The sequence below is a fragment of the Yersinia alsatica genome (assembly GCF_902170305.1).
GTDB lineage: Bacteria > Pseudomonadota > Gammaproteobacteria > Enterobacterales > Enterobacteriaceae > Yersinia > Yersinia alsatica.
In genome coordinates this window covers 138,873-160,678 of the sequence record NZ_CABHWW010000008.1, presented here as the reverse complement: position 1 = coordinate 160,678, position 21,806 = coordinate 138,873, and the positions used below count along the sequence as shown (strand labels likewise).

Genomic DNA, 21,806 nt, shown 5'->3' with positions numbered 1-21,806 from the left:
GCCACAAGTCTCTCAACCTAATATTTACGCTGATTAAAGAGGCCAATATGGAACAGCCAATCGCGGTTACCCGACAGTCTTTTGATGAATGGATCGTACCAACCTATGCTCCAGCTGATTTTATTGTGGTGCGCGGAGAAGGTGCGACGCTGTGGGATCAGCAGGGCAAATCTTATATCGATTTTGCTGGTGGTATTGCCGTAAATGCTTTGGGGCATGGGCATCCGGCTGTTAAAGCCGCGCTGATTGAGCAAGCAGATAAAGTGTGGCATTTGGGCAATGGCTATACCAACGAGCCGGTGCTGCGTCTGGCGAAACAACTGATTGACGCCACCTTCGCGGAGAAAGTGTTTTTCTGTAACTCAGGGGCCGAGGCTAATGAAGCGGCCCTGAAACTGGCTCGTAAGTATGCGCTGGATAATTTTGCCAATAAGCCGGGGCAACAGGGCGAGAAGAACCAGATTGTCGCTTTCAGAAATGCATTTCATGGCCGGACGCTGTTTACGGTTTCTGCTGGTGGGCAGCCGAAATACTCACAGGATTTTGCACCGTTACCGGGGGGCATCAGCCATGGCATTTTTAACGACTTGGCCTCGGCACAAGCCCTTATTACTGACCAAACCTGTGCCGTCATTGTGGAGCCGATCCAAGGTGAAGGCGGCGTGCTACCCGCAGATAGAGAATTCCTGCATGGCTTGCGCGCGTTGTGCGATCGACATAATGCCTTACTGATTTTTGATGAAGTACAAACCGGTGTAGGCCGTACCGGAGAGCTATACGCCTACATGCACTATGGCGTCACGCCGGATGTGTTGACCAGCGCCAAAGCACTCGGCGGTGGGTTCCCCATTGCGGCGATGCTGACGACGACCCAATATGCCAGTGCACTGAATGTCGGTAGTCATGGGACCACTTACGGCGGTAATCCACTGGCTTGTGCCGTGGCAGGAACCGTTTTATCTCTGATTAATACACCGGAAGTGTTGACCGGGGTGAAAGAAAGGCATCAGTGGTTCTTGGATGGACTGGCTGAAATTAATGCGCGTTACAAAGTGTTTGCAGAAATTCGTGGGCGTGGGTTGCTGATTGGCTGTGTGCTCAACAGTGATTATGCCGGTAAGTCAAAAGAGATCGTTCAGGCCGCCGCCCAACATGGGTTGATTGCCTTGATTGCTGGCCCGGATGTGGTGCGTTTTGCTCCGTCGCTCATTATTTCTCAGCAGGATATTAAAGAGGGCTTGGCTCGACTTGCTCTGGGTATTGAGCAGGTCTGTCGCAAGGCTAAGTCGTAACATTTATGCAGTCAGCAAGGAACCTTGAATATGATGATCATTCGCCCGGTAGAGCGCCGTGATTTAGCTGATATTTTGGAATTAGCTGGAAAAACTGGCGTCGGCATGACCTCACTGCCACAAAATGAACCCCATCTGGCGGCTCGGATTGAGCGCGCATTAAATACCTGGCAAGGTTCCTTGGCGGCGGGTGAACAAGGTTATTTGTTCGTGCTGGAAGATAGCGAACGCGGAAAAGTGGTGGGGGTCAGCGCCATTGAAGTGGCCGTGGGAATGAATGACCCTTGGTATAATTTCCGCGTTGGGACATTGGTTCATGCTTCCAAAACGCTCAATGTGTATAAATCAGTACCCACTTTGTTTCTGAGTAACGACCACACCGGCTATAGCGAATTATGCACGCTGTTTCTTGATCCGGAATATCGTAAGGATAAAAACGGCCCTTTCTTATCAAAAGTACGCTTCCTGTTTATTGCCGCATTTCGTCAGTATTTTTCACGCAAAGTGATCGCAGAGATGCGAGGTTACACTGATGAGCAAGGTCGCTCGCCATTTTGGGAGAATGTCGGCCGCCACTTCTTTTCGATTGAATTTGCCAAAGCAGACTATCTCAGTGGCACAGGGCAGAAAGCGTTTATTGCTGAATTGATGCCCAAACACCCGCTGTATGTTGATTTCTTGGCGGAAGAAGCCCGCGCAGTGATTGGTCAGGTTCATCCTCATACTGCTCCTGCGCGTGCGGTGCTAGAGACTGAAGGCCTGCAATATCAAGGGTATGTAGATATCTTTGATGGTGGGCCAACGTTGGAGGCTAACACTGACGAAGTGCGGGCGGTGCGTGATAGCACTAAACGAAAAGTGATTATCGATGATATCGATATAGACCCCAGTGGCAGTGCCTACCTTGTGGCAAATGACAGTTATCAATATTTCCGCTCAATATTGATTAACACTCATCTATCAGACGAATTACTGCATTTAACCACTGAAAATGCAGCTGCACTGGGTGTCGTCGCCGGTGATTCGGTTCGGATAGTCAGCCTTTTTGCTCCGGAGACAAGAAAATGACCCATCCTGCACTGTTTATTGACGGGGAGTGGCGCACCGGGAAAGGTGCACATTTCGATAAGCATGATCCGATGGATCAGCAATTATTATGGCAAGCACGTGCAGCCGACAGTGCTGATGTCACCTCGGCTTGCCGCGCTGCACGGGAAGCTTTCCCTGCTTGGGCGCGTGCACCACTGGAACAACGAGCGGCAGTGGTACAACGCTTTGCCAAACTACTTGAGCAGCATAAGCAGCAACTGGCGCGCACTATTAGTCTGGAAACGAGTAAGCCCCATTGGGAGACGTTGACCGAAGTACAGGCGATGATTGGCAAAGTGGCTATTTCATTGCAAGCCTATCAAGCCCGAACAGGCAGCAGCCAAACCGCCATGGCCGATGGTCTGTCAGTGTTACGTCACCGGCCACATGGCGTGCTGGCGGTATTTGGCCCATACAATTTCCCCGGACATTTACCCAATGGACATATTGTTCCTGCATTGTTGGCGGGTAACACCCTAGTGTTCAAACCCAGTGAACTGACACCGCTGACGGCAGAAGAAACAGTCAAATTATGGCAGTTGGCAGGTATTCCTGATGGCGTCATCAATTTAGTGCAAGGCGGGCGAGAAACCGGCGAAGCACTGGCGACTCAAGCAGATATTGATGGCTTGCTCTTTACCGGCAGTGCCAATACCGGCTATCACCTGCACCGCCAACTGGCGGGCCAGCCAGAGAAAATTCTGGCGCTGGAGATGGGGGGGAATAATGCCTTGATTGTTGAGCAGGTAACCGACCGTGATGCTGCGGTGAACCTGGCTATTCAGTCCGCTTTTATCTCCGCCGGTCAGCGCTGCACCTGCTCGCGCCGCCTGTTAGTGAAGCGCGGTGCGGACGGCGATGCTTTTCTACAACGGTTTGTCGCAGTCGCTAAAGCGCTACGTATTGGCCGCTGGGATATGCAACCGGCTCCTTTTATGGGCGCGGTGATTTCATCACAGGCAGCAGAAAAAATGCTGGCGGCACAACAGCATTTGATGGCACTCGGGGGTAAGCCGCTGTTAGCCATGACGCGGCCCGACAGCCAAAGTGCGGTATTGACGCCAGGTATCATTGATATTACAGGGATCAGCGATGTTCCCGATGAAGAGTATTTCGGGCCGCTGGTCAGTGTTATTCGCTACAGCGATTTTAATCAGGCATTACAGATTGCCAATCAGACTAGATTTGGCTTAGCAATTGGCCTGGTTTCAGAAGACCGCCAGCAATTTGATCAACTGCTGCTGGAAGCGCGTGCAGGCATTGTTAACTGGAACAAACCCTTGACTGGAGCTTCGAGTGCCGCGCCATTTGGTGGGATAGGGGCATCAGGCAATCATCGGCCAAGTGCATTTTATGCTGCTGATTATTGTGCCTGGCCAATGGCTTCACTTGAAAGCGAAAGCCTGACATTGCCAGCAACACTGTCGCCGGGTATCACTTTCGATCTGCCTGATAGCCATTTTTCACCTGATATCAAATAGGTCAATAAGGATAATACGATGGCAGGATATGAAGTTAACTTTGATGGATTAGTCGGGCTGACACATCACTATGCTGGATTGTCTTTTGGCAATGAAGCTTCTGCCAGGCATCAAAATAACATTTCCAACCCCCGGCTAGCGGCGAAGCAGGGTTTGCTGAAGATGAAAGCTTTAGCTGACTTGGGGTACAAACAAGGTGTTTTGCCACCACAGGAACGCACAGCGATAAATGTTTTGCGCCAGCTCGGTTTCAGTGGTTCAGATGAGCAGGTATTGAGTGAGGTAGCGCGCAAATCTCCACGTTTGCTCTCTGCGGTAAGCTCTGCATCTTCGATGTGGACGGCCAATGCAGCCACTGTTTCCCCGTCGGCAGACAGTGCCGATGGTCGTGTTCACTTTACCGTCGCCAATTTGAATAATAAATTCCATCGGGCGATAGAAGCCGATACCACCTCCGCGATATTAAAAGGTGTTTTCAATAACCACCGGCACTTTGTTCATCATGATGCTCTGCCGTCGGTCGAGCTATTCGGTGATGAAGGAGCAGCGAATCATAACCGTCTGGGCGGTGAATATGACCTCCCGGCGATTCAGGTGTTCGTTTATGGCCGTAAAGGGTTGGAAGGCGGCGATGCGCCTAGCCGATATCCAGCCCGCCAGACATTGGAAGCCAGTGAAGCTGTTGCGCGGCTACACTTATTGGAGCCGGATCGCACGGTTTTTGTGCAGCAGAACCCGGCGGTGATTGACCAAGGGGTCTTCCATAATGATGTTATCGCGGTCAGCAATCAAAATGTGCTATTCCACCATCAGCATGCATTCATACCAGACATCGATGTTATTGACGATATTCGCCGCAAGCTGGGACGGATAGAGCAGCAACTGGTCTCGATTGAAGTGCCTGCCGCACAGGTGTCAGTGGCGCAAGCGGTATCGACCTATCTGTTTAACAGCCAGTTGCTAAGTAAGCCAAACGGCAAAATGTTGCTGGTTATTCCACAAGAATCACAAGAAAGCCCCGCCGTGTGGCGATATCTTTCTGAATTGATTCAAAGTGGTGGGCCAATTGATGAGGTGAGGGTATTCGATTTGCGCGAAAGTATGCGCAATGGTGGGGGGCCAGCCTGTTTGCGCTTGCGAGTGGCACTAAACAGTGCAGAGTTGCAGGCGGTAAACAGCAGAGTCATGCTAACGCCAGCCTTGTTTGTTGCGCTGAATAATTGGATCGACCAGCATTATCGTGATCATTTGCAATTTAAGGACTTAGCTGACCCACAGTTGTTGCAGGAAGGGCGGCAGGCACTGGATGAATTGACGAGAATACTCAATCTTGGCTCGATATACCCGTTCCAACGTAATTAGTGCTAGAAGCCATAAATAAGCAGAGGAAAGGAAGATTATGCCAGATTTTTTGTCGGTCACATTATCGGGTCATTCACCCTCTGTCAGCGCGGGGGAAACGGCAAGCCTTAAGTGGCAATGGCTGGATGAAGGGATATTGTTGCTGACGCCTCACGGCAGCTATGCGCAGTCAGTAGTGTTATCCGCCGGGATTCACGGAAATGAAACAGCGCCGATTGAGATTTTAAATCAATTGGTATCAGACTTATTAGCTGAAAAATTATCCTTGGCAGTACGGCTATTAGTGATATTAGGCAACCCGCCCGCAATCAGAGCCGGAGAGCGCTATCTCACTGCGGATATCAATCGTATGTTTGGTCAGCGCTATCAGAATTATCCATCGAGTGATGAGACATTGCGGGCTGAAATACTAGAGCAAAAAGTCTTGGCGTTCTTTGCTGCTGATTCTCAATCAACGCGGCTGCATTATGATTTGCACACGGCAATCCGTGCTTCACATCATACCCGTTTTGGGTTGCTCCCTTATCAAACCACTCCCTACTCATCGTCAATGCTACGTTGGTTACAGGATATTGAGCTGGATGCATTAGTGATGCACACGTCTGCAGGAGGCACTTTTGCTCATTTTAGTAGCGAGCATTGTCAGGCCGCCAGTTGTACGTTGGAGCTCGGTAAAGCATTGCCCTTTGGTGAGAATCAGCTTGAACAATTTAGGATGGTTATCACTGGTTTACGCGCCTTAGTGAGCGGTGGACGACTACCGCAGCGATCGATAGAAGAGATGAAATTTTATCGTGTGACGAAGTCACTGCTCAAGCAGCACCCAGACTTTAGATTGTGGGTAGCCGATGACACCGTGAATTTTACGCGATTTAAACAAGGTACCTTGTTGGTCGAGCAACATAATGAGTGCTACCGCGTTGAACATGAATATGAGTGGATTTTGTTTCCAAACCCGCGAGTTGCATTGGGATTACGTGCGGGGATCATGTTGGTGCAAATGAAGCAAGATGAACTGCCACAAGTATAAGTAAGGCTCTATTACTAATACCGCAAAAGATAGTTACGCGGGGTAATATCACTAGCGTGAGTTTTACTTAAGTTAAATTAAAAGTTATATATCGTTTTTAGCATACAAAAAAATGAGCTGTTAGTAATAAAAAGCTCATTTTTTATTCACCAAGTTAAATCTTTCCTCATTTTATTTTTTATAAAGAATCTATCTCTTATTGAATCTCATCTAATTAAAATTGAGTTAAAACCACACTTTTTATAAATCTATTAATGGAATTGATGTTTTCTTTTATTCTCATTGCACCAAATGTGACACTCAACTCTTTGTGGTTTGTATTTTAAATAGTCAATTAATTACTTTGAATATATAAAAAAATGCATTAGAAGTGTGATATCAACTCCATTTCACAAAACTAATCATCCAATAGAACAAAAAAGAAACAAATTGAAATGACTTTGCACTAATTTGGTGCTAATGCACTGTTTTGGTTATATGTAATTACTTAAAAATTCAATTAATCAAAGGGTTATGGAAAGTTCCATTAAAAACATTTTGTTACAATTGATTACCTATCTATACCTATATATCTTCAATTTTACCGTTTTAACTTTTCGTGCTTAATGATAATGTCTACTCGCTTTACAAAGACAGGTAACTATAAAAAATTAAAAGTTAACTTTTATGAGGCTGAAAAATTAATTCAGCCCGCGGGTTAATTTTATTAAAATTTAAAGGAAAAATAATGATGAAGCGCAGTGTGCTGGCCTTAGCGGTCACCTTAAGTATGGTTCCAACTCTGTCAAACGCAGCTGAAATTTATAATAAAGATGGCAACAAGCTGGATCTTTATGGTCGCGTAGCCGCTAAGTACCTTTTTTCAAATCATAATAACGCCGATGATACTTATGTGCGTTTTGGTTTTAAGGGTGAAACACAGATCAATAGCCAACTGACCGGTTTCGGCCAGTGGGAATATAACGTTGCAGCTAAAAACGCTGAATCTCAGGGCGATAAAGGCAACAAAACTCGTCTGGGCTTTGCGGGTTTAAAATTTGCTGAGTTCGGCTCTTTTGATTATGGCCGTAACTATGGCGTAGTTTACGACGCGCTGGCTTATACCGACATGTTGCCAGAATTCGGCGGTGACTCAATCGCCTATACTGACAACTATATGACTGGCCGTTCAACCGGTCTGGCAACTTATCGTAATTCTGACTTCTTCGGTCTGGTGAAAGGCCTGAATGTTGCAGCTCAGTATCAAGGTCGTAACGACGATGGCGATACTACCAAGAATGAGCGTGCAATTCAGAAAGCTAACGGCGACGGTTTCGGTTTGTCTGTTGACTATCAAGACATCGAAGGCAGTGGCGTTGGCTTCGTAGCAGCATACTCCTCTTCCAACCGTACTCTGGGTCAGAAAAATCTGGCTAACAGTGCTACCGGTGACAAAGCTCAGGCTTGGGCCACTGCGCTGAAATATGATGCAAACCAGGTTTATCTGGCAGCAATGTACGGCGAAACGCTGAACATGACTCCATACAAGGCACTGATTGCCAACAAAACCCAAAACGTAGAATTGGTTGCTCAGTATCAATTCGAAAATGGTCTGCGCCCGTCAATCGCCTATGTTCAGTCTAAAGGCAAAGATCTGGCCGTTGTGGGTGATGCAGATTTGCTGAAATATGCTGAAGTTGGTGTGACTTACTACATCAACAAAAACATGTTTGCCTATGTTGACTACCAGATTAACTTGCTGGACCAAGACAACAACCCACTGGGTCTGGGCACCGATGATACTGTTGCCGTTAACTTGACTTACCGTTTCTAAGTTAATTTAAGCAGTAATTATTACCCTTTTCTGTGTCGGAAATTGGTGAATTAAAAAGGCGGGGCTAACCCCGCCTTTTTTGCATTTCAAATCTGCGGATTTTCAGTCATAGCAAAGAATAGCCAAGATATTGCAAATATTAGTGTGGGTAGTGTTCGTTACCCCATTTCAGCATGGTATTAACCAATTGCTGAAGTAATTGCTGTAAATGAACAGCTCGCTCAGGCAGATAGGAATAGGGTTCAGTTTCAGACATATAGTTTAACTGTGACAACTCAAGCTGGACTGCATGCTGGTGATTCTGTGGCTGGCCATATGCGCGAGTAATATATCCGCCTTTAAAGCGGCCATTTAAGACATGACTGAATGTAGTTTGATGTTCGCAACATTCGAGCAATTGCTGGCTTAACGATGGATTACAGCTGGCTCCACTGTTGGTGCCAAAATTCAAATCGGGTAGTTGCCCATCAAATAGCCGCGGAATAACCGAGGCAATTGAGTGTGCATCTAACAGTAGTGCATAGCCAAACTTGGCTTTAAGCCGTGCCAGTTCTAACTGAAGTTGCTGGTGGTAGGGCCGCCAGATCTGTAGCAGGTAGGATTGACGTTCCTGCGCTGATGGGTTTTTACCCGCCATGAAGCAAGGACGGCCATCAAATAGTGTTTCAGGGAATAGGCCGGTAGTCGCAGTGGTATAGAGTGGCTGATCGTCCTCAGGGCGGTTTAGATCAACAACCAAACGGGAGTAATTGCCAATCACTATGCTGGCCCCGATATCACGGGCAAAGTCATAAAGGCGAGGAATATGCCAGTCAGTATCGGAAAGCGGACGAGCGGCTTCTGTCAGGCTCGCTTCAACTGCGGGCGTTAGCCGTGTTCCTGCATGTGGAATGCTGATTAACAAGGGCAGTTTACCAGCCTGGAAACTCAAAGGATCAGTTAGGTTCATTGGCGGACGTCTCCTTGAAAAACAACAGTTGCAGGTAATTGACCGCCGAGCCAGTAAGCCAGTTCGGCAGGATGCGATAGTGGCCAGTGAACCCAGTTTGCCAATTTACCTGCTTCGAGGGTGCCCTGAGAGTCTTGTAATCCAAGTGCTTGAGCGGCATGACAAGTGACACCGGCCAGAGCTTCTTCCGGTGTCATTCGGAATAATGTACATGCCATATTTAACATCAAACGCAGAGAAAGTGCCGGGGATGTGCCTGGGTTAGCATCACTGGCGAGTGCCATCGGGACGTTATATTGGCGAAACAGCTCTATTGGCGGGCATTGAGTTTCCCGCAACAGATAATAGGCTCCTGGTAGCAATACCGCGACGGTACCCGCTTTACCTATGGCTTGAACATCAGATTCAGTTGCATATTCAAGATGATCGGCTGAAAGTGCATTAAATTTAGCGGCCAGAGTACTGCCATTAAGTGCAGAAAGTTGCTCTGCATGGAGTTTGACGGGTAAGCCAGCAAGCTGCGCGGCTAAAAATACACGTTCAACTTGTACAGGAGAAAATGCCAAGTGTTCACAAAATGCGTCTACAGCATCAGCCAGACCTTCAGCGGCAACGTGAGGAATGATGGTGTCACATACAAAATCGATATAATCATCAGCCCGACCCGAATATTCAGGGGGCAAAGCATGCGCAGCCAGACAGGTTGTTTTAACTGTAATTGGCAATAACTCACCCAATTTACGGGCAACACGCAGCATTTTTATTTCACTTTCAAGGCTTAGACCGTAACCGGATTTTATTTCAATGCAGGTCACACCTTCGGCGAGTAGGGGTTTTAGGCGAAATAAAGCTTGTTCAAGTAACTGCTGCTCGCTGGTATTTCGCGTCGCTCTGACTGTTGACACAATACCGCCACCACTAGCTGCAATCTCGGCGTAGCTCACACCATTGAGGCGCTGTTCGAACTCCGCACTGCGATCACCACCAAAAACCAGATGGGTATGGCAATCGATTAACCCGGGGGTTATCAAGCCACCTTGGTAAACGACTTCTTGTGACGCACTGACCGAGGGCAATTCGTTATGCGGCCCAATCCAGATTATTTTTCCGTCAGTGACCGCCATTGCCCCTTGCGGTATCAGGTGATATTTCCCTTCACGCATGGTCACGATATCGGCACCGTACCACAGACTGTCACAGTGAATTGTTAACACCATCTGACTCCCTAAGAATGCACAGAATTAAGTTGTATATACAATTATGGACAACCTAGCGTATAAATTCACTATCGGCAAGATAGGGATTTAAACAATTGCGTAACACTTCGCAGTTCTTGCAGAGAAAAAAAATTGATCAGGACGTCACGGTACCTTGTGCGGTAAAACGGCCATAGAGTTGATAACGGGAACCCGGATAGAGCAGTTGAGCGGCAGTCACAATTGCTTTCCCGTACCAAGTTCTGCGGCGAATCAATAAGCAGGGCTCATGTTCACTTAGTTGCAGCAACTGGCGCTCGGTTTGAGTGGGGATCACAGCTTCAACAATATGTTCACCTTCGGTTAATGGGGCTGCCTGGGTGAGGTAGCTGTAGGGCGTTATTTGATTGAAATCCTGTTTCATGTAATCGGGTGCGGTACTGGGGTTAACACAACGGTTTTCGACTTGAATAGGGGTGTCATTCTCATAATGAACAATTTGTGAGTAGAACAGTAGTTGGCCGGGTTGAATACCCAAAGCAACCGCTTCTTCAGGGCTTGCTGGACGAGCCTCTAATTGTAGGATTTTACTGCTGTGACGATGACCGCGAGCGGTAATTTCGTCAGCAATATTATGGACTTCAAGCAAGGCACTGTGTGCTTTTGCCTCGGCAACAAAGGTACCGACGCCTTGCATACGGATGAGAAAACCTTCATTGGTGAGCTCACGCAGTGCACGGTTAATGGTCATACGGCTGACCCCTAACTCGGCGACGAGCTCACTTTCTGAAGGAACGCGTTGATGTGGCTGCCAGACACCGGTTCTAATCTGGCGAATGATAGCCAATTTAACCCGTTGATAAATTGGCGCAGGAATATCGTCCATTACGGCACTTAATTTTAAGACCGTTTGCTGTTCCGCCACGGCGTTAACCTCATCAAATAAGAGAATTTATAGGGTAAGTCTACGGTTGAATTTAGCCGGTGTATATGTATATACAAGTAAGTGATTTAATTAATTGACGCAGCTGCTGCTTAGCGCGTTTGACTCTGAACCAAATATTGGGATATCGCTATGCCAGTTTATTTTACCAAACGTGCTTTTTTATCTGATGGATGGGCAACTGACGTACAGATTACGGTGGATGAACAAGGGGTTATTCAGCGTATTATTAGTGGCAGCAGCAATGAAGGTTGTCAGGTTTTATCCGGGCCAATAGTACCGGGAATGCCAAACCTTCACTCTCATGCTTTCCAGCGGATGATGTCTGGTTTAGCTGAAGTGGCGGGTAATCCACAGGACAGCTTTTGGACTTGGCGGGATCTGATGTATCGCTTGGTACAGCAATTGACGCCAGAGCAAGTCGGGGTGATTGCTCGTCAACTGTATATAGAAATGCTGAAAGGCGGCTATACCCAAGTTGCTGAATTCCATTATTTACATCATGGCCCTGACGGTATCCCATACAGTAATCCTGGCGAAATGACGTCACAGCTGAGCCAAGCTGCACAAGATGCCGGAATAGGGATGACCTTATTACCCGTGTTATACAGTTATGCGGGGTTTGGTGCTCAACCCGCTCAACAGGGTCAACGCCGTTTTATACAAAACACAGAAACCTATCTCAAGCAGCAGCAAGTTATTCGCCAACAGCTGGCAAATCAACCACTACAAAATCAAGGGCTCTGCTTCCACTCATTACGCGCTGTAGAGCTAGGTCAAATGCAGGAAATTTTGCAGGCTTCGGATAAGCTGTTACCGGTGCATATTCATATTGCTGAGCAGCAAAAAGAGGTTAATGACTGTCTGGCCTGGAGTGGGCAACGACCGGTCACTTGGTTATACGATAATTTACCTGTCGATAGTCGCTGGTGCTTGATTCATGCTACGCATCTGGATGAAACCGAGCTTGTGCGTCTGGCGAGCAGCCAAGCTGTCGCGGGTTTATGCCCCACAACAGAAGCGAATCTGGGGGATGGTATTTTCCCGGCAGTGGATTATTTACATCATCAAGGGCGATGGGGAATTGGCTCTGATAGCCATGTTTCTCTTGATGTGGTGGAGGAGCTACGTTGGTTGGAATATGGCCAACGTCTACGGGATCAACGCCGTAATCGGCTAACAAATGAAAAGCATTCTGCGGTGGCAGATTTACTTTATAGCCAAGCTTTGGCCGGGGGACGGCAAGCTTGTGCCAGTAAAATTGCACAGTTGGCTGAGGGATATCGTGCTGATTGGCTAGTTTTGGATGGTGACGATCCTTACATTGCCGGTACAGAATCTGCTTCTTTATTGAATCGGTGGTTATTTGCGGGGGACAAATCGCAAATTCGGGATGTTTATGTGGCGGGCAAAGCGGTAATAGTGGATAGATATCATCCAATGCAACAGCAAACTGCACAGGATTTTCTGGCTGTATTGAAAGCCTGTCAACAGGAGGTCTGATGAGCTTTACCGTTTTTGATTTTGCCAGCTTACCGGTAAGTCGTTGGCGAAATGGTGGCGGAGAAACCCGTGAAATTGTGTGTTGGCCTGTCGGGGGAGATGATTTTGCCTGGCGCGCCAGTATTGCGACGATTGAACAAGATGGTCCATTCTCAGTATTCCCTGATATAGACCGGTCCATTACCTTACTTTCTGGGAAGGGCGTTGTGTTGTCCAGCCCAAACTGGGAAGCCCACACACTTTCACAGCCATTACAGCCTTTTGCTTTCCCCGGGGATATTCCTATCCATGCACATCTGCTTGGGGGGAGTAGTCAGGATTTTAACATCATGACTCGGCGAGGTTGCTGGCAGTCTTCAGTAACATCTATTAGCTCAGCACAAGAACTACCCGTATCTCATGGTGGGCTGATTTATGTTGTGAAGGGAAAATGGCTCATTAGTCACACAGAAACTCATGAGCTAACCGCTTCGCAAGGCTGCTGGTGGTTACCTGCTATCAAAGGGGGACAACTACAACCACTGGTTGCGGACAGCTGTTTGTTGTGGGTAGACCTGTTTCCCGAGAGATAGGATATTAGTCGGTTCGGTTTTTTGAACTTAACACTAACCTATTGATTTAAATTATTAAACCATCATTTGATTTCATCAAAAACACCCAGTATATGCCCGATATTTAAGAGTGAATGGGCATATACTCAGGGTTTTCCGCTATTACTTTCTTCCATTTTTCTCTTCTGCTTAAATCCGCTATAGGTGATTTTGCCGCAGTTTAATCATGCGTCCATTCATTGGCTGGCGCTTAAATTACCAGCATTTGTTAGATCCCTGTCATAGTTTTGTTATTTGCTCGATACAAAACACACATTTCGGTTGTTTGGTGTTAAAAATTTCAATAATCTTAATTTTGAAATAAATATTTAAAAAACGAAGGAGGGATTGTCATTAGAAAGTAAAAAATATTAATTCATTATTTTATATTGAGTTATGAAATTTGTAGGCCGGGGATGGGGCGGTTGCATTCACGGAAAGCGCACTGAGATGCCTAAAATAGCTATGTTTATCACTGACCAAGTTAAGTAGTGGTAAAAAAATATTTTCAATAAGTAGGCATCGAAATGTTAATGCATTCCACTATTGAAGGGTATAGATCATGAAGCTGAAGAAAATCATTATTACCTCACTCGCTATCTGTATGCTGCCATTGGGCGCCTATGCTAAAGACTTGAAGATTGGCGTTTCTATGGCCTACTTCGATGACAACTTCCTGACAATACTGCGTCAGGCTATGCAAAATAAGATGAAAGAAGAAGGGAATGTCTCTGGGCAATTTGAAGATGCAAAAGGAGATATTGCTCAACAAATTCAGCAGGTAGAGAATTTCGTCAGTCAGGGAGTCGATGCCATTATTCTCAACCCGGTTGATACTCAAGGTGTGAAGCCAATGATTAAACTGGCTGAGCAGGCCAAAATCCCGCTGGTCTTTGTAAATCGTCGCCCTGAAATAACCTTACCTTCTGGTATGGCCTATGTTGGTTCTGACTCTGAACTGGCAGGGCGCTTACAGATGGAAGAACTGGCAAAACTGATGGGTGGAAAGGGTAACGTCATGATTCTTATGGGCGAGCTCTCAAGTGAGGCGACCCGAGACAGAACCCGAGGTGTTGAGAAAGTTGCGGCTCAGTATCCAGGCATTCATATTATTGATAAACAAACTGCAAAATTCTTCCGCAAAGAAGCTGTTGATGTTACTACCGATTGGATTCTTTCTGGGCAGCAAATAGATGCAATCGCTTCAAATAACGATGAAATGGCTATTGGTGCTATTCTTGCTTTAAAACAAGCCAAGAAAACAGGTGTGGTGATTGGGGGGATTGATGGCACGCCGGATGCACTTGAGTTTATTAAGAAAGGAGATCTTAATGTCAGTATTTTCCAAGATGCGAAAGGACAAGGAGAAGGGGCAGTAGATACCGCCATTAAATTAGCATCTGGTCAGAAAGTAGAAAGTAGCGTGATGATCCCTTACCAGTTAATTACCAAAGATAATTATCAAGATTTCGCCAATAAAAACAAAAAATAAAATAGAAACTATTCTTAGTAAGTAATTAACTCAATAACTTGCGGTGAATAGGTCAATATTTTTTTTAAACTTAGAATTACACACAATAAAATGTGTGCTTTGACGCTATTTTAATAGATAGATAATGCCGTATTTATCATTTTATTAAGTGAATAAATACGGCACGTTCAACAGAAGATAATGAGATGATGGAGATGGTCATATGTATCCTTACATTCTCGAGGCTGAAGGCATCAGTAAGCAATTCCCTGGTGTTAAAGCACTGAATAAAGTGGGCATAAAAATAAAACCAGGCAGTGTCCATGCATTAATGGGAGAGAATGGAGCAGGGAAATCAACACTCATGAAGTGTTTGATTGGAATATATCATCCAGATGAAGGCACAATAAAAGTAAAAGGTGAGGTCGTCACTTTTAGCGATACTTTAGACGCGCTTCATGCGGGTATTGCAATGATTCATCAGGAATTAAATCTGGTGCCACATATGACGGTGGCGGAAAATATTTGGCTAGGACGAGAGCCTGTTCATTATGGGTTAGTTAATCATGACTTGCTCAACAGTAAGACGGGGGATTTATTACAGCATCTCAATATAAGATTAAAACCAGAAATGGTCGTTGGTGAGTTAAATATAGCCAGTCAACAAATGGTCGAAATAGCCAAAGCTGTCTCATATGATGCCGATATTTTAATCATGGATGAGCCAACATCAGCATTGACTGAAGGGGAAGTTTTTCACCTTTTTGCGATTATTAATGAATTAAAAGAGCAAGGCAAAGGCATTATTTATATCAGCCATAAAATGGATGAAATTTTTGAAATTACGGATGAAGTCAGTATTTTTCGTGATGGAATGTTTGTTGCTACAGATAAGACAGAAAATCTGACAAAACAATCTTTAATCACCATGATGGTTGGTCGTGAACTGACCCATATGTTCCCAAAATTTAATAATAACATTGGCGAAGAAGTACTTAAAGTCAGTGCATTGCGCCGTGATGGTTTGTTCCGTGATATTTCATTTACGGTTAAACGAGGTGAGATATTGGGTGTGGCTGGCTTAGTCGGTGCGGGCCGCAGTGAAGTGATGGAAAGTCTATTCGGCATGCATCCAGCAGATAGTGGCGAAATTTTTATTGAGGGCTTGCCTGTCAACATTGACTCACCCTCAAAAGCTATTGAACAAGGGTTGGCTTTTTTGACCGAAGACCGCAAGAAATCAGGATTATTTCTCGTGCTGTCGGTGGTTGAGAATATGAGCATTGTGAATCTTTCAGAGTATATCAATAAAAAAGGTTTCGTCAGTCATGGGCAAATGGCACAAGACTGCATGGAGCAGATTAAAAAGCTAAATATTAAAACACCTACCATGGACCAAATTATTAATAATCTGAGCGGCGGCAACCAGCAAAAGGTTTTGATTGCACGCTGGTTATTAGCTCAGCCTAAGATACTTATTCTTGATGAACCCACTCGCGGTATTGATGTCGGGGCAAAATCAGAGATTTATCGCTTAATTAGTGAATTAGCCAATCGTGGTGTTGCCATTATTTTAGTTTCCTCTGAATTACCTGAAATTCTAGGAATGAGTGACAGAGTTATGGTTATGCATGGTGGTCATATTACGGGAATATTAGACAAGCAAGATGCCAGCCAAGAGAAGATAATGGCGCTAGCCTCTGAATAATTGCAGGAAGGTAATGATAATGAATAATATTAAAGCTGATAAGTCACTGACGACTAGCTCGATAAAAGAACATTCGTTTATGTCCGGATTAAAAGGTAAGTTACCTAAAGATACCGGTATTTTTATTGTCATGATCGGTATTGCATTAATCTTCGAGTTTCTTGGTTGGTTTATCCGTGACCAGTCATTTCTATTAAATCCTAATCGATTATTATTGATTATCTTGCAAGTTGCAATAATAGGTATTATTGCTGTCGGAGTGACACAGGTCATTATCACCACGGGTATTGATCTTTCCTCTGGTTCTTTAATTGCATTAACTGCTGTGGTTGCCGCAAGTTTGGCACAAACATCTGATAGTATTTCTCCAATGTATCCACACCTATTGGATTTGCCTGCGGTTGTTCCTATTACTGCAGGAATAGGGGTAGGGATTCTCTGTGGCTTTATTAATGGCTTCCTAATTACTCGCACCGGGATCCCGCCATTCATTGCAACTTTGGGGATGATGGTCTCTGCTAGAGGGCTGGCTCAGTACTATACCAAAGGTAATCCGGTCAGTTTTCTCTCTGATGATTTTACGGCAATCGGTCAGGGGGCAATGCCCGTTATTATTTTCTTAGTTGTCGCTGTCATTTTCCATATTGCATTAAAACACACTCGCTACGGTAAATATGTCTATGCCATTGGTGGAAATATGATTTCCGCGAAAGTCTCTGGCATTAACGTTAATAAATATCTGGTGATGGTTTATACCATTGCCGGTGGATTGGCTGGTTTAGCTGGTGTGGTTCTGGCGGCGCGCGTAAGCAGCGGGCAATCCAGTATGGGTCAATCATATGAGCTGGATGCCATCGCCGCTGCAGTGATTGGTGGTAGCAGCTTGATGGGGGGCGTTGGGCGCATTACCGGCACAGTGATTGGGGCGGTAATATTGGGATTGATCAAAAGTGGTTTTACTTTTATTGGTGTGGATTCATACATCCAAGACATTATTAAAGGGATTATCATCGTCAGTGCAGTAGCTATCGATATGCACCGTAATCGTAAAAAACGCTAGTTATTCAATACCAATTCCGGATGGCTTGAAAGTGCCAAAGCTATTGATTGCTTGATGTGTAATGGTATAACATAACACATTAAGCAATCAGCCAGGAGGCACGCATGCCAAAGAAACTTCCCCATTTACCACTAATAGCACTCAGCATTTGTCTCTCATTGACCAGTTTTAATTCGTTGGCCCACGGTAAACATAGCCATGGTCACGAGCATCAACAGTCGGATGTTGCTCGCAAAGCGAGTGAAGGTATTTTTGCCGATAAAGATGTCAAAGATCGGTCGCTCAGTGATTGGGACGGAGTCTGGCAATCTGTTAATCCCTATCTGTTAAAGGGAGATTTGGATCCGGTACTCGCCGATAAGGCGAAAAAGAACAAAGATAAAACAGTTGAGCAATACCGAGAATATTATAAAAAAGGTTATGCCACCGATATTAATATGATCGGTATTGAGAATAACACTATTGATTTTCATACTGCTGAGGCGGTTAGCTCCTGCCAATATACTTACTCAGGTTTTAAAATAATGCACTATGAGTCAGGGAAGAAAGGGGTGCGCTATTTGTATGAGTGTAAAGATGCTAATGCCAAAGCGCCTAAATATGTCCAGTTTAGTGACCATATTATCGAGCCGCATAAATCCCATCATTTTCATATATACATGGGTAATGAGTCACAAGAAAAACTCCTCAAAGAAATGGAAAACTGGCCAACTTTTTACCCAATATCTTCGGACAAAGATGAAATTGTTCACGAGATGCTACATCACTGATGTTGCCCTAATCAGTTATCCTGTGTAACAACGAAGCCGCGCAGTCCACCTTGCGCGGCTTTGCTACTTTAGGCTGTTATCCAAACTGAGTGCTAGCGATAGGAGAAGAGAAAATCGAGCCTTCTCAATCTGCGTCATGTTGATATGTGATGTGTGTAGAACTAATTTTCATTAAAATTGAAATGTTGTTTTGATAGTGATATCTTCGCTATAATCAAGCCAAACAACACATTCAATGGACTCGGTTTCATTGACCAAATCGGAGAGAATATAATGAAAATTGCACTGATGATGGAAAACAGTCAGGCAACTAAAAACGCGATTATCCTGAAAGAGCTGAACGCTGTAGCCTCAGAAAAAGCGTACCCGGTATACAACGTGGGCATGAGTGATGAAAACGATCATCACCTGACTTATATTCATCTGGGTATTATGGCCAGCATTCTGCTTAACTCTAAAGCAGTCGATTTTGTGGTAACTGGCTGTGGTACTGGTCAGGGTGCAATGATGTCATTGAACATCCATCCTGGTGTTGTGTGCGGTTATTGCATCGATCCTGCGGATGCTTTCCTGTTTGCTCAGATTAATAACGGTAATGCCCTGTCCCTGCCATTCGCCAAAGGTTTTGGCTGGGGTGCAGAACTGAATGTGCGTTATATCTTTGAGAAAGCATTTACTGGCGTTAAAGGTGAAGGCTACCCACTGGATCGTAAAGAGCCGCAAGTACGTAACGCAGGTATTTTGAACCAAGTTAAGGCTGCGGTAGTGAAAGAAAATTATCTGGATACACTGCGCGCGATCGACCCTGAATTGGTCAAAACTGCGGTGAGCGGTGAACGCTTCCAGCAGTGCTTCTTCGACAACTGTCAGGTTGAAGAAATTAAAGCATTCGTGAAACAAGTTCTGGCGTCATAATCTTTCACGTCGCAATACCAAGGCTCCTTTTGAGGAGCCTTTTGCTTATCTGAGATGGACTAAATAGGATAAGTATCAAGGATTAGCACTTAGGTGTGGTTCCTTGTGCGGGCAGATAGCGCAGGGGATCAAGGGCGGTCGCCCGGTAACGAATTTGGAAATGCAGCATCAGAGTATCGGTTCCCGAACTTCCCAATGTGGCTATTTTTTGCCCAGCTTTCACATCCTGCGCATTCTTCACCAGCATGGTGTCGTTATGAGCATAAGCCGTAATAAAGTCATTACCGTGCTTAATCATGATTAGATTGCCATAACCGCGTAACTGATTCCCAACGTACACGACACGTCCTTTGGCTGATGCATATACCGGCTGCCCACGTTTGCCCGCAATATCAATACCTTTATTACCGCCATCGGCAGTGGAGTATTTCGATATCACCTGACCACTGGTTGGCCAACGCCAGCAACCACCTGCTCCTGGTGGCGGTGTGGATTTAGTTATCGTAGAGCTGGAAGATTTACGTTTATTCGACGCCAAACTTCCACTAGAGGTAGCGCTGTTGAGTCGCAGTTTTTGCCCAACTTCTAGCCGATAGGGCGGGCTGAGTTTGTTGATTCGGGCAAGATCACTGACTTCGCTGTCACTGATCCAGGCAATAAAATAGAGCGTGTCGCCGCGCTTAACGGTATAGGATTTATCGTTGTAACTGCCTTTCGGTAACGTGGAATAGTCGCGCTTTGATTTGTTTGAGCACCCAGCCAATAGCAAAATAGTTATTGCATATAACGCCAACCGTGGCCACAACCGCATTCTGCTTTTTGTGTTCAAAACGTTTCCTTTGTCATCAAAATATCAAGCACCCTCAGCCACCTATATTAACATTTGAATGATAAGCGTCAAAAGCCAGAGCAAGGTTATTGCCTGAATTGAGGGGGGATGAGAAAAACAAAAGAAGCTCGGCACCTTTTTGCAGGGGATCATAAAAACAGAAACCCAGCAATTGCATGGTTTTTTGTACAACAACCGAGGGTTAAAAGCCAATTGAGAGTGTATCAGCTTGCCGGATTGCTAAATCGCATTTTACTGAATCAAGCTTGGTATTCGCCGCTTGATAAACATCTTCCCCGATAAAGAAGCGCAATCGCAACACGGTGTCCGGCGGCTAATAATTGTTGCGTTAATATCAGGCCAAGGCCTTTCGACGCGCCTGTAATCAACCAGGTTTTGGTGGCAGTCATATTATTTATATCTTCACTATTAGGTTGCTTTCATTACAGGGATATCAATCAAGAACGTTGAAATAGAGCCCACCTTTATTGACCAAGCTGCGATTGGTTAATACTGTCAATTTCTTATCCTGCAACATGTCGGCTGTAGCCTGAATGTAATGCTGAAAATGCGGGGTCTGGCGATGAAGTTCATAGGCTGCATCATCCGCATAGATTTCCACAAAACGCCACTGTTCAGGATGGCCTTTCACTGTGGCGGCATACATCGCTAACACGCCGTCCTCTTTTTCCATTGCCGCTTTCATTTCATCGATCACAATCTGGCGGAATTGTTCATTGACGCCGTTTTTCAGAGTGATTTCTGCATAGCGCATTACCGGTTTATCTGAGCCGTTGATTATCCATACGGGGGCGGCTTTTTCCGCGAAAAACTGAGCCTCGGTTTCGGTAAGTTTTTTATGCTCGGTGAGTAAACTGGGCGCTTTCGCTTGGTAAGCCTTGAAATGAGGTGACGCAACATGCGCCTCATAAGCATTTTTATCCTGATAAATCTCGAATAAATATGACAGATTTTGCTTATCTACTGGGCTAACCGCATACATCGCCAATACTCCCGGTTCGGTGCTGACAGACGCTGTCAGGTTCTCCTGACCGGCCAAATTAAATGCCTGTTGCTGATTATCCTGAATGCCAAGCTCAAAAATCCGTAAAAGAGGTGCGGCATTAGCCACTGACATGAGGCTGACAGAAAATAGGGTAGTGGCGGCCATGCTGGTCAGAAAATTCATACTGTTACCTCCTTTGTTGATGATTTTGACTCTACCAGGGCATGGCGGAAAGACCTGATGCCCTGACACGCCCTACGTGACGACGAATTATTTATCTGAAAGTGCTGCTAACAATTTTTGTTGGAACTGCGCGATGTGTGGCTTATTCGCACCGGCGACGTCATGAAATACCAGCGGCTTCATATAATTCATCCCAACATAGAGCGCACTGGCTTTCATTGGTGTCAATACTTCATCCATGGTGCTTTGAATCAATCCATCATGAGAATAGGTATATTCACTCGCACCCGCTGAGGTGACGACCAGCATCTGTTTATTTTTGAGTGCATCGCCACCCGGGCCGAAAGCCCAGCCGTAAGTCCAGACTTCATTTAAATAGGCCTTCAGCATAGGAGTGATATTGAACCAGTGCGTTGGATAGATAAAAACAATGCGATCAATATCTTCGTAAGCTGCCTGCTCTGCGGCGACATCAGATCCGTTCAGGTTATTGCCATAGAGAGACTCAAGGTTACGTACCTCGACGTTCTCTATTCCTTCCGCTGTCTGCTGCAATGATTTGATTATTTTTGATTGGGTTGGATAGGGATGCGAAACAATAACTAAGCTTTTCATT

The 21,806-nt window shown here is 45.5% G+C and carries 19 protein-coding genes; 13 read left to right on the top strand and 6 right to left on the bottom strand.

Annotated features, from left to right (window positions below; genetic code table 11):
* Positions 1-47: 47 nt before the first annotated feature.
* The 6 genes from FTA96_RS04445 to FTA96_RS04420 all read left to right on the top strand — a co-directional run bounded on the left by FTA96_RS04445 (position 48) and on the right by FTA96_RS04420 (position 8,067).
* Complete coding sequence (locus tag FTA96_RS04445) at positions 48-1,292, top strand: aspartate aminotransferase family protein (protein ID WP_050107344.1); 1,245 nt, start codon at positions 48-50, stop codon at positions 1,290-1,292.
* Positions 1,293-1,322: 30 nt separating this feature from the next.
* Positions 1,323-2,360, top strand: coding sequence for an arginine N-succinyltransferase (astA, locus tag FTA96_RS04440; protein ID WP_050107343.1), 1,038 nt, complete (start codon positions 1,323-1,325; stop codon positions 2,358-2,360).
* Positions 2,357-3,862 (top strand): succinylglutamate-semialdehyde dehydrogenase, encoded by a 1,506-nt coding sequence (gene astD, locus FTA96_RS04435; RefSeq protein ID WP_145573251.1) that lies wholly within the window; start codon positions 2,357-2,359, stop codon positions 3,860-3,862. Before astA ends, astD begins: the two co-directional genes overlap by 4 nt.
* An 18-nt stretch (positions 3,863-3,880) precedes the next feature.
* Positions 3,881-5,224 (top strand): N-succinylarginine dihydrolase, encoded by a 1,344-nt coding sequence (gene astB / locus FTA96_RS04430; protein ID WP_145573249.1) that lies wholly within the window; start codon positions 3,881-3,883, stop codon positions 5,222-5,224.
* Between the two features lie 37 nt (positions 5,225-5,261).
* Positions 5,262-6,254: a succinylglutamate desuccinylase gene (gene astE, locus FTA96_RS04425; RefSeq protein ID WP_050122217.1), complete on the top strand. Its 993-nt coding sequence runs from the start codon at positions 5,262-5,264 to the stop codon at positions 6,252-6,254.
* A 727-nt stretch (positions 6,255-6,981) separates the two neighbouring features.
* Entirely contained in the window at positions 6,982-8,067 is a 1,086-nt protein-coding gene (locus FTA96_RS04420; RefSeq protein WP_050107340.1) for a porin, read from the top strand.
* Between the two features lie 139 nt (positions 8,068-8,206).
* Here the strand turns inward: FTA96_RS04420 and hutG are convergent, their stop codons facing one another.
* From hutG to hutC, 3 genes are all read right to left on the bottom strand, one after another.
* Entirely contained in the window at positions 8,207-9,016 is an 810-nt protein-coding gene (gene hutG / locus FTA96_RS04415; RefSeq protein WP_145573247.1) for an N-formylglutamate deformylase, read from the bottom strand.
* A complete protein-coding gene (gene hutI / locus FTA96_RS04410; protein ID WP_145573245.1) occupies positions 9,013-10,233 on the bottom strand; it encodes an imidazolonepropionase in 1,221 nt (406 codons plus the stop codon). Before hutI ends, hutG begins: the two co-directional genes overlap by 4 nt.
* A 136-nt stretch (positions 10,234-10,369) precedes the next feature.
* A complete protein-coding gene (gene hutC / locus FTA96_RS04405; RefSeq protein WP_050107337.1) occupies positions 10,370-11,137 on the bottom strand; it encodes a histidine utilization repressor in 768 nt (255 codons plus the stop codon).
* 150 nt (positions 11,138-11,287) lie between these two features.
* Between hutC and FTA96_RS04400 the strand changes: the two genes are divergently transcribed.
* The 7 genes from FTA96_RS04400 (at position 11,288) to FTA96_RS04370 (ending at position 19,172) form a co-directional block, all read left to right on the top strand.
* Entirely contained in the window at positions 11,288-12,658 is a 1,371-nt protein-coding gene (locus tag FTA96_RS04400) for a formimidoylglutamate deiminase (RefSeq protein ID WP_050107336.1), read from the top strand.
* On the top strand, positions 12,658-13,230 hold the full coding sequence (locus FTA96_RS04395; protein ID WP_050107335.1) for a HutD/Ves family protein: 573 nt from the start codon (positions 12,658-12,660) through the stop codon (positions 13,228-13,230). The genes FTA96_RS04400 and FTA96_RS04395 overlap by 1 nt, the downstream gene beginning before the upstream one ends.
* Positions 13,231-13,810: 580 nt before the next feature.
* Positions 13,811-14,740, top strand: coding sequence for a sugar ABC transporter substrate-binding protein (locus FTA96_RS04390; RefSeq protein WP_050107334.1), 930 nt, complete (start codon positions 13,811-13,813; stop codon positions 14,738-14,740).
* A 202-nt stretch (positions 14,741-14,942) separates the two neighbouring features.
* The gene (locus FTA96_RS04385) at positions 14,943-16,427 is read left to right on the top strand and encodes a sugar ABC transporter ATP-binding protein (protein ID WP_145533573.1); all 1,485 of its coding nucleotides are present in this window, start codon (positions 14,943-14,945) and stop codon (positions 16,425-16,427) included.
* A gap of 19 nt (positions 16,428-16,446) precedes the next feature.
* Positions 16,447-17,487 carry an ABC transporter permease gene (locus FTA96_RS04380; protein ID WP_050107332.1) on the top strand — a complete coding sequence of 347 codons (1,041 nt, stop codon included), beginning with the start codon at positions 16,447-16,449 and terminating at the stop codon, positions 17,485-17,487.
* A gap of 104 nt (positions 17,488-17,591) precedes the next feature.
* Entirely contained in the window at positions 17,592-18,257 is a 666-nt protein-coding gene (gene zinT / locus FTA96_RS04375; protein WP_145573243.1) for a metal-binding protein ZinT, read from the top strand.
* Positions 18,258-18,530: 273 nt separating this feature from the next.
* Positions 18,531-19,172 carry an RpiB/LacA/LacB family sugar-phosphate isomerase gene (locus tag FTA96_RS04370; RefSeq protein WP_050107330.1) on the top strand — a complete coding sequence of 214 codons (642 nt, stop codon included), beginning with the start codon at positions 18,531-18,533 and terminating at the stop codon, positions 19,170-19,172.
* An 82-nt stretch (positions 19,173-19,254) separates the two neighbouring features.
* Here FTA96_RS04370 and actS read toward each other — a convergent pair whose 3' ends face one another.
* From actS to FTA96_RS04350, 3 genes are all read right to left on the bottom strand, one after another.
* Entirely contained in the window at positions 19,255-19,983 is a 729-nt protein-coding gene (gene actS, locus FTA96_RS04365) for an amidase activator ActS (protein ID WP_050107329.1), read from the bottom strand.
* A 472-nt stretch (positions 19,984-20,455) separates the two neighbouring features.
* A complete protein-coding gene (locus FTA96_RS04355) occupies positions 20,456-21,190 on the bottom strand; it encodes a putative quinol monooxygenase (protein WP_145573241.1) in 735 nt (244 codons plus the stop codon).
* Between the two features lie 87 nt (positions 21,191-21,277).
* The gene (locus tag FTA96_RS04350) at positions 21,278-21,805 is read right to left on the bottom strand and encodes an NAD(P)H-dependent oxidoreductase (protein WP_145573239.1); all 528 of its coding nucleotides are present in this window, start codon (positions 21,803-21,805) and stop codon (positions 21,278-21,280) included.
* Position 21,806: the final 1 nt, after the last annotated feature.

What these genes read in the sequence shown, in the direction of transcription:
- FTA96_RS04380 (WP_050107332.1), top strand. Translation starts at nt 16,447, where the DNA reads ATGAATAATATTAAAGCTGATAAGTCACTGACGACTAGCTCGATAAAA.
- astE (WP_050122217.1), top strand. Translation starts at nt 5,262, where the DNA reads ATGCCAGATTTTTTGTCGGTCACATTATCGGGTCATTCACCCTCTGTC.
- FTA96_RS04350 (WP_145573239.1), bottom strand. Translation starts at nt 21,805, where the DNA reads ATGAAAAGCTTAGTTATTGTTTCGCATCCCTATCCAACCCAATCAAAA.
- astB (WP_145573249.1), top strand. Translation starts at nt 3,881, where the DNA reads ATGGCAGGATATGAAGTTAACTTTGATGGATTAGTCGGGCTGACACAT.
- FTA96_RS04445 (WP_050107344.1), top strand. Translation starts at nt 48, where the DNA reads ATGGAACAGCCAATCGCGGTTACCCGACAGTCTTTTGATGAATGGATC.
- FTA96_RS04385 (WP_145533573.1), top strand. Translation starts at nt 14,943, where the DNA reads ATGTATCCTTACATTCTCGAGGCTGAAGGCATCAGTAAGCAATTCCCT.
- FTA96_RS04395 (WP_050107335.1), top strand. Translation starts at nt 12,658, where the DNA reads ATGAGCTTTACCGTTTTTGATTTTGCCAGCTTACCGGTAAGTCGTTGG.
- astA (WP_050107343.1), top strand. Translation starts at nt 1,323, where the DNA reads ATGATGATCATTCGCCCGGTAGAGCGCCGTGATTTAGCTGATATTTTG.
- FTA96_RS04400 (WP_050107336.1), top strand. Translation starts at nt 11,288, where the DNA reads ATGCCAGTTTATTTTACCAAACGTGCTTTTTTATCTGATGGATGGGCA.
- actS (WP_050107329.1), bottom strand. Translation starts at nt 19,983, where the DNA reads ATGCGGTTGTGGCCACGGTTGGCGTTATATGCAATAACTATTTTGCTA.
- hutG (WP_145573247.1), bottom strand. Translation starts at nt 9,016, where the DNA reads ATGAACCTAACTGATCCTTTGAGTTTCCAGGCTGGTAAACTGCCCTTG.
- astD (WP_145573251.1), top strand. Translation starts at nt 2,357, where the DNA reads ATGACCCATCCTGCACTGTTTATTGACGGGGAGTGGCGCACCGGGAAA.
- hutI (WP_145573245.1), bottom strand. Translation starts at nt 10,233, where the DNA reads ATGGTGTTAACAATTCACTGTGACAGTCTGTGGTACGGTGCCGATATC.
- zinT (WP_145573243.1), top strand. Translation starts at nt 17,592, where the DNA reads ATGCCAAAGAAACTTCCCCATTTACCACTAATAGCACTCAGCATTTGT.
- FTA96_RS04420 (WP_050107340.1), top strand. Translation starts at nt 6,982, where the DNA reads ATGATGAAGCGCAGTGTGCTGGCCTTAGCGGTCACCTTAAGTATGGTT.
- FTA96_RS04370 (WP_050107330.1), top strand. Translation starts at nt 18,531, where the DNA reads ATGAAAATTGCACTGATGATGGAAAACAGTCAGGCAACTAAAAACGCG.
- FTA96_RS04390 (WP_050107334.1), top strand. Translation starts at nt 13,811, where the DNA reads ATGAAGCTGAAGAAAATCATTATTACCTCACTCGCTATCTGTATGCTG.
- FTA96_RS04355 (WP_145573241.1), bottom strand. Translation starts at nt 21,190, where the DNA reads ATGAATTTTCTGACCAGCATGGCCGCCACTACCCTATTTTCTGTCAGC.